Consider the following 6213-nt stretch of genomic DNA (forward strand, 5'->3'; position numbering starts at 1 on the left):
TCAGCTCAGAAGCACCAGCCAGACTGGGGGCAAGGGGAATGGAACAGAAGACTGAATACCGCACCGTTGCGCGCAACGGAGGGGTGGCGACGCACGCCACTTTGGAGGACTCCAAGTTTGTGCTGGAGGAGTTCGTCGGGGGAGGCGACACCTACGCTGAGATCTACACGCGGGACAACAGCGATGACGAATGGGAACTCATCTCCCGCGAGCACGTCTGGTCTACCGACTGGTGACATCCGGGCATGCCTGGGGCTGCAGTTACCGCGCCGCTCGCGCGGCCTCTAGTGACCCCTGCAGGGGCTGGAACGGGCTGCCGGCGGCTAATCGCCAGGCCGGGCATCAAGAAGAATATGAGGGGGTAGCGGGCTGCCCCGAGGTACCGGTTTGGTGTTGAAGGGGGGTCCGCTGTCGGGGTGTTTGTGGTGGAGCCCGGCCAGATCGAGGTAGATCGCGGTACAGTTGATCGCCCGTAGTTTAGGACTGTGAGCTGCGGAGATTCGGTACAGGAAGGGGGCTGGGGTGCCGAATCCACAGATCAGGCTGACGCCGGCCGAGGCGGTGGGGCGGATGCGGTCTATCGGCGGTGAGTTCGATAGCGCGAAGACCCAAGCCTCCACGTCAGTCGGGGTGGGAATTGACTCGCGGGTTGCTGCTGCCGTCGAGGGGCAAGTGGCGACCAGTCGGGAACTGATCAACGATGCAGCGAGGACATCGGACAAGGCGGGCGTTGCTGCGCAAGCGCTCGGTGAGCAGGACAAGAGGAACGGGGACAGGGTCGGGGGGATCGGTACAGATCTCGACCGGAAGGCCGGACAAGGCGGCTCGGATGCGCGGACGTCAGGCAAGGACCCGACCGTCATGGCCGTGGACTATGTGACTGGCGGGCCGTTGCCGGAAAGCCCTGGCCCGAGACCAATGATTGACCCGGATAACCCGTTCATCGGCGATGAGAGATTCGGGTACTGGACGAACTACACGCCCCCGCCGTACACGGGCGACACCCCACCGCCTCCCACGGTCGAGCATCACTCACTCGACGGGGCGGCAGCGAGGCCGGCGGGACCCACCGGCTTCTACACGCCGGGGCGCACGTGGCTTACCGACGACACCGCACCGTATGTCTCGGTGTCCGAGAATTACCATTTTCGCGTTTCGGGAACCGATGCAACCAGTTACACCCGCACTGTGACAACCGATGGTGGCGCCCCGCAGTTGCAGCAGTGGGTCGCGTATACCTACGAATCGCAGAAGTTCACCTCGGTTAATCTTGGTGGAGACGCCTGGGCGCAAACCGGGCCCGACCAAGCCCAAGGCAAGTTGGGTGGGGTGACGACAGGTGGCCTCAGTGGGCTAGCGATCCCACCCAAAATTGGCCCCTGGCAGCCGATCACACCGCAGCAGATCGCAACCTTGTCCTACACGAACCCGACGGTCACGTACTACATACCGAACGGTTGCGGCGGGCAATTTTCCATACTCAACGGTGAAGCAGCCAGCGGACCGCCACCGCAACCGGTCATTCCGGTGATGAGAGCGCCGCGGTGATTTAGCGTCTTGCCTGTCGGGACGTGAGCATGGCGCGGCGATTCTTGCAATGCGAGTTCGAACAGGGATGCTGTCCGGCCCGCCAATCTCGACCTTCTCACGGCATCGAGCTAGAGCCGAGGGCTCTGATCAGTGGTCTGAACCCGAGCGTTCCCGATGAGTGACCCAGGGGCCATTATTCTGGGTCTTTCGGCACAACCGGGTTAACCGCGATCCTCCCCGGGAGTACCTGAAGCGCCAGGGGTGCCATCTAAAGCGCCATTCGTACCGGCCCCCCCTCGACCGCCAAGCTGGCCATTGACCCCGTCCCCGCCGTTTCCACCGTCGCCTCCCGAGCCGTCCCCATTGGCGCCGACTTGCCCGCCGTTTCCGCCGGCGCCGCCGCGGCCGCCGTTGCCGCCTCCGCCTCCGTTGCCCCCATTCCCGCCGGCGCCGCCAGTGCGGTCAACGTCGCCACTCCCACCGTCGCCACCACGACCACCGTGAGAGCTGAAACCGCTCCCGCCGGCGCCTCCATCACCACCTGCGCCGCCGTTGCCGCCGTTGCCGTCCCCGCCGTTTCCGCCATCTCCACCGTTGCCGACCGAGTTGTATGCCACCCTGTTGCCGGTATCTCCACCGTTTCCGCCATTGCCGCCATTGCCGCCGTTGGCTGCGCCACCGTAACCGCCGGCACCGGCGTGCTCTATAGAGCCAGCAAGTCCGTTTTCCGTCGCCTCGCCGCCGTCTCCTCCGTTACCACCGGTGCCGCCTGAGCCGGCGCCTCCACCGCCACCGGGGCCGCTACGGAAACCAGTCCGGACTTCGCCAGCGCCGCCATGTCCACCTTGGCCTCCGATACCGCCGTCGCTGGCCCCGCCGTCACCCCCGTCGCCCCCCGCTCCACCTTGAGCGCCACCAAATCCTCCTCGGCCGCCGTGGTTTGCATCAGCACCGTCAACCCCGTTGCCGCCGTCGCCGCCGCGTCCGCCATCTGCCCCTGGGTTTGCACCCCAGCCAAACCCATCCCCACCGTCGCCGCCGTTTCCGCCTATGCCACCCCTGCTGCCATCGCCATTGCCGGTTCCACCATTCCCGCCTGTTCCTCCAACCTGCGCCTCCGGGCGAGGAATGCTATTGACTACGTAATCGCGTCCAGCGCCGCCGTTTCCGCCGTTTCCGCCGTTTCCGCCGCTGCCCGCAGTCCCTGTGTGCCCATTTGATGCAGCACCACTCTCGCCTAATCCGCCTTCACCGCCACTGCCTGCGACACCCCGAGTGCCGCCGTTTCCGCCGTTTCCGCCGCTGCCCGCAGTCGGGTTCTGGATGCCGCCCGCACCAAAACCTCCGTCGCCACCATCTCCGGCGTTGCCGGCACTGCCGCCGTCTCCGCCTCGGCCACCATCCCCATGTCTTCCGACACCGCCATCGTCTGCCACGCCACCGGCTCCACCATTGCCGCCTTTGCCACCAGCGCCGCCGTTGCCACCGGCACCACCGTTTCCGCCGTTTCCGCCGTTGTCGCCACTATCAGCCGCCGCATTTGTGCCGCGAGCACCGCTGGTCCCACTGCCGCCGTCGCCGCCGGAACCTCCGACTCCTCCGGTGCCACCGGCGCCCGCGGCAGCGCCATTGCCGCCGACGCCACCGTTCCCGCCAGCACCACCATTACCGCCGTTTTGACCGTCGGCACCGGGGGCCGCTCCACTCAGACCCATATACCCGGCACCCCCCTGGCCACCGTTACCACCATTGCCGCCATTACCTTGGGCAGCACGGGTAACACCATCGGCCTGCAGGCCACCTAAGCCGCCGTCGCCACCAGTGCCGCCGGCCTTACCAGCACCACCATCGGGATCGGCTGCCGTGCCGTTATCCCCGGCTGCACCGTCAGCGCCGTGGCCGCCGTCGCCGCCAATCCCCGCGGTTCCGTCAGCGGCTCCGCCGCCACCAACTTCGAGACCACCGCGACCGGCGTTACCGCCAACACCACCATCGCCACCGGCGGTACCGGCCGCAGCAGTTACATCGCTGGAGGCGTCATAACCCTTCCCACCGTTACCGCCGTTGCCGCCCTGGCCTGCTGAACCATTGGCACCCGCCGCCGCGAAGACGCCACCACCGGAGCTACCACCGGAGCTACCGCCGGCACCACCAGTACCGGCATTACCTCCCTCGCCGCCGTTCCCGCCGTTGCCGCCGGCCAGGTGCCCGGCCACGCCAGCAGCACCCGCGCCACCGGTTCCACCGACTCCGGCATTTCCACCTAAGCCGCCCGCACCACCGTTGCCGTTGCTGCCCGCGCTTCCGAAGAGACCGCCTTGACCAGCGTCGCCACCGGCCCCGCCTCGGCCACCGACGCCGCCGACACCACCGTCGCCAGCGTTGCCGCCATTTCCATTCCCGTTACCGGCGAAGGTTCCGACCGCGCCTACGCCGCCGGTGCCGCCTGTCCCGCCGGCGCCACCGATTCCTCCTTGGCCGCCTGAGCCACCGCTACCGAAGAATGTCCCGCCTTGCCCACCGGCGCCTCCGGTGCCGCCAGCGCCACCGTTGCCACCAACACCGCCGTCTGCGCCCGCAGCACCGGTATCGCCGATGAATCCGGCACCACCTCGTCCTCCGGCTCCACCGGTGCCGCCGCTGCTAAACCAAAGTCCACCGGTGCCACCAGCACCTCCAGCGCCTCCCATGCCGCCGTCGAGGTGCAGTGCGGTGCCGTCACCGCCCGCGCCGCCGTCGCCGCCATTACCGCCGTTTCCGAAGAAGTAGCCACCGCTACCACCTGCGCCACCAGCTCCGCCGTTACCGCCGAATTGGCCGTTACCACCGTCGGTGCCGTTGCCGCCATTGCCGAACAGGAATGCGGCGTTGCCGCCAACACCGGGCGCACCGTTGATCGGACCGGAATCTTCGGCCGCGAATGTGGTGACCGGTGCATGGGTGCCGCCCGCGGCGGCCGAGCCAGCGTTGCCGCCGTCGCCGAAGAGCCACCCGGCGTTGCCGCCGCTGCCGTAGTAGCCATATCCGCTGCCGCCGTCACCGAACAACAGTCCGGCATTTCCCCCATTGGGATCATCGATAGTTCCGTCAGCGCCGTCGCCGATCAGATATTGCCCCGACACCGCGTTGACAAAATGAGCGAACGCTTGGCCGTCGGAGCTGTCGAGCCAAGTATCGAGGGAAACGTGCAGCGGAGTGTAGAAGTACTCGTTGAACAAGGCCGCCCCGAAGGTGGGATCGTCGAGGTTCAGAAGCAGTGCGTTCCAGTTGTACTGCAGGATCAGGGCATCCCAAGCCTCGTTGAGCGCGTCGGGGTCGGCCCAAGTCGAGGACTCAAACAACGACGCCGCCGTATCGATGATCACGTCGTCGACATCGGCCATCGCCGCGGGCGCGGTCAGTGGCGTCATCCCGAACGCCAGGAAGACACTCACTGCGCTTCCTGCCCCAAGGGCCCGGCCCGGGCCCCCGTACCGACGGGACGAACGACGTTGTTCGGCGTTACGGCGACCGGTCATGCAGATGCGCTCCTCAACTTGGGACTTCCAACTAGGCCACTGGCCTGCGAATGATTGGGAGACGGATCAAGAAGACTCTCAACCTCGGCTCACAAGTTTATTAAACGTACCTGACGGTTCCCTAATCGGGTAAGTCGCCGAGTTTTCGGAACGCTAGTTCACATGTCCGGTAGGGAACCGGCGGCCCGTGGCCGGCATCGCCCTCGAGGCGGCGCTCGATACCGAGCCGCAGCTCGGGGTGCGCGTCTGCTGGCGGCAGGTCTGCTGGCTGTGTTCGCGACGGAACTCTCTGCTCGTTCGATGAGCTGAGGGCCACGCTAACGGTGATTGGCGAGGCGCAGCGGCACCTGGGGCGTGCCATCTCCGCGGGGCCGGCGTGGTGTTGTTGGTGGCCTAATCGTCCGGTTACAGCGGGTGGTCGTGGATCGGGACGACTGCGGGAGGGTCCAGCCCTGGGATCGCGGGCAGCTGTACGTCGCGGAATCCCCGGGCCGTGCGGCCTGCTAGCTGGTATGCGCTCCCGTCGAAGGCGACGGGCGCCAAGTACCAGGTGGTACCTGCCGGTGTTCCTAGCGTCCCGCCACGCCTGTATTCGGTGCTGCTTTCACCGGTGTCGATGTCCACGGACGTCCATTGCTGCGCCCACCGCACCGACACCAGGGCGTAGAGCAGTTCGGGGTGATCTGGCGGCGCTACCTCACCAGGGAAGGGGGCAACCCGGGTTCCAGGCTCTGGATGCCTCGGAAACGATTCGACGTGCCCGACGATGAAGATGGATTCTTGGCTGCCAGATGTTGGAAATGCTTTGTAGGCCATCTGTTTTTGCCCCTCTTCCTCGCATCGCAGCGTCGGGCCGCACATACGGGCTCAGCCGCGTCTCGGCTGGTATTCGTAGCTGAACGATGCCACGCCCACGACGGTCGGCCGGCGCTGCGACACGATCACCGCGCGGATTTTGGGAGATCGTGCCTGTACGCCGTCTGCGCGTTGCTTTCCTGTCGCTGAGGGAGTGGGGCGGCAGGAGGACGCCGGCGGTGGGGGCTAGAACCGGAGAACTGGACGAGCTGGTGGCAGGGGCGGCTATCGGTACGGCCGCCTTATCGCCTGATTTGGCTGGCTGGCTCCGAGGGGGTTCATCTTGGTACTGCGCCCGCTTCGTCGTGTG

10 protein-coding genes are annotated in these 6213 nt (G+C 66.6%); 7 read left to right on the forward strand and 3 right to left on the reverse strand.

Annotation, left to right across the window (positions count from 1 at the left end; translation table 11 throughout):
* Positions 1–38 precede the first annotated feature (38 nt).
* The 4 genes from DQP56_RS01115 to DQP56_RS24575 all read left to right on the forward strand — a co-directional run bounded on the left by DQP56_RS01115 (position 39) and on the right by DQP56_RS24575 (position 2750).
* Positions 39–236 (forward strand): hypothetical protein, encoded by a 198-nt coding sequence (locus DQP56_RS01115; protein ID WP_085266080.1) that lies wholly within the window; start codon positions 39–41, stop codon positions 234–236.
* 286 nt (positions 237–522) lie between these two features.
* Positions 523–1548 (forward strand): hypothetical protein, encoded by a 1026-nt coding sequence (locus DQP56_RS01120; RefSeq protein WP_085266079.1) that lies wholly within the window; start codon positions 523–525, stop codon positions 1546–1548.
* Positions 1549–1904: 356 nt separating this feature from the next.
* On the forward strand, positions 1905–2303 hold the full coding sequence (locus DQP56_RS25510) for a hypothetical protein (RefSeq protein WP_165824849.1): 399 nt from the start codon (positions 1905–1907) through the stop codon (positions 2301–2303).
* A gap of 63 nt (positions 2304–2366) precedes the next feature.
* Complete coding sequence (locus DQP56_RS24575; RefSeq protein ID WP_165824850.1) at positions 2367–2750, forward strand: hypothetical protein; 384 nt, start codon at positions 2367–2369, stop codon at positions 2748–2750.
* Between the two features lie 17 nt (positions 2751–2767).
* Here DQP56_RS24575 and DQP56_RS24375 read toward each other — a convergent pair whose 3' ends face one another.
* Entirely contained in the window at positions 2768–2956 is a 189-nt protein-coding gene (locus DQP56_RS24375; protein WP_133258869.1) for a hypothetical protein, read from the reverse strand.
* Here DQP56_RS24375 and DQP56_RS25515 point away from each other — a divergent pair.
* The gene (locus DQP56_RS25515) at positions 2937–3335 is read left to right on the forward strand and encodes a hypothetical protein (protein WP_085266077.1); all 399 of its coding nucleotides are present in this window, start codon (positions 2937–2939) and stop codon (positions 3333–3335) included. The genes DQP56_RS24375 and DQP56_RS25515 overlap by 20 nt on opposite strands.
* 90 nt (positions 3336–3425) lie before the next feature.
* Positions 3426–3614 carry a hypothetical protein gene (locus tag DQP56_RS01140; RefSeq protein ID WP_085266076.1) on the forward strand — a complete coding sequence of 63 codons (189 nt, stop codon included), beginning with the start codon at positions 3426–3428 and terminating at the stop codon, positions 3612–3614.
* Positions 3615–3793: 179 nt separating this feature from the next.
* On the opposite strand, the gene DQP56_RS25520 is transcribed toward DQP56_RS01140, so the two are convergent.
* Both DQP56_RS25520 and DQP56_RS24580 read right to left on the reverse strand, forming a co-directional pair.
* The gene (locus DQP56_RS25520) at positions 3794–3922 is read right to left on the reverse strand and encodes a hypothetical protein (protein WP_286167686.1); all 129 of its coding nucleotides are present in this window, start codon (positions 3920–3922) and stop codon (positions 3794–3796) included.
* 36 nt (positions 3923–3958) lie between these two features.
* A complete protein-coding gene (locus DQP56_RS24580; RefSeq protein WP_165824851.1) occupies positions 3959–4303 on the reverse strand; it encodes a hypothetical protein in 345 nt (114 codons plus the stop codon).
* Positions 4304–4343: 40 nt separating this feature from the next.
* Here DQP56_RS24580 and DQP56_RS24380 point away from each other — a divergent pair, with 40 nt between their 5' ends.
* Positions 4344–5102 (forward strand): hypothetical protein, encoded by a 759-nt coding sequence (locus DQP56_RS24380; protein ID WP_133258870.1) that lies wholly within the window; start codon positions 4344–4346, stop codon positions 5100–5102.
* Positions 5103–6213: the final 1111 nt, after the last annotated feature.

Source organism: Mycolicibacter senuensis, assembly GCF_003284925.1.
In the GTDB taxonomy this organism is placed as follows: domain Bacteria; phylum Actinomycetota; class Actinomycetes; order Mycobacteriales; family Mycobacteriaceae; genus Mycobacterium; species Mycobacterium algericum_A.

Coding starts and splice junctions, on each gene's coding strand:
- DQP56_RS25515 (WP_085266077.1), top strand. CDS start 2,937: ATGTCTTCCGACACCGCCATCGTCTGCCACGCCACCGGCTCCACCATT.
- DQP56_RS24575 (WP_165824850.1), top strand. CDS start 2,367: ATGTCCACCTTGGCCTCCGATACCGCCGTCGCTGGCCCCGCCGTCACC.
- DQP56_RS25520 (WP_286167686.1), bottom strand. CDS start 3,922: ATGGCGGCAACGCTGGCGACGGTGGTGTCGGCGGCGTCGGTGGCCGAG.
- DQP56_RS24375 (WP_133258869.1), bottom strand. CDS start 2,956: ATGGCGGTGTCGGAAGACATGGGGATGGTGGCCGAGGCGGAGACGGCG.
- DQP56_RS01115 (WP_085266080.1), top strand. CDS start 39: ATGGAACAGAAGACTGAATACCGCACCGTTGCGCGCAACGGAGGGGTG.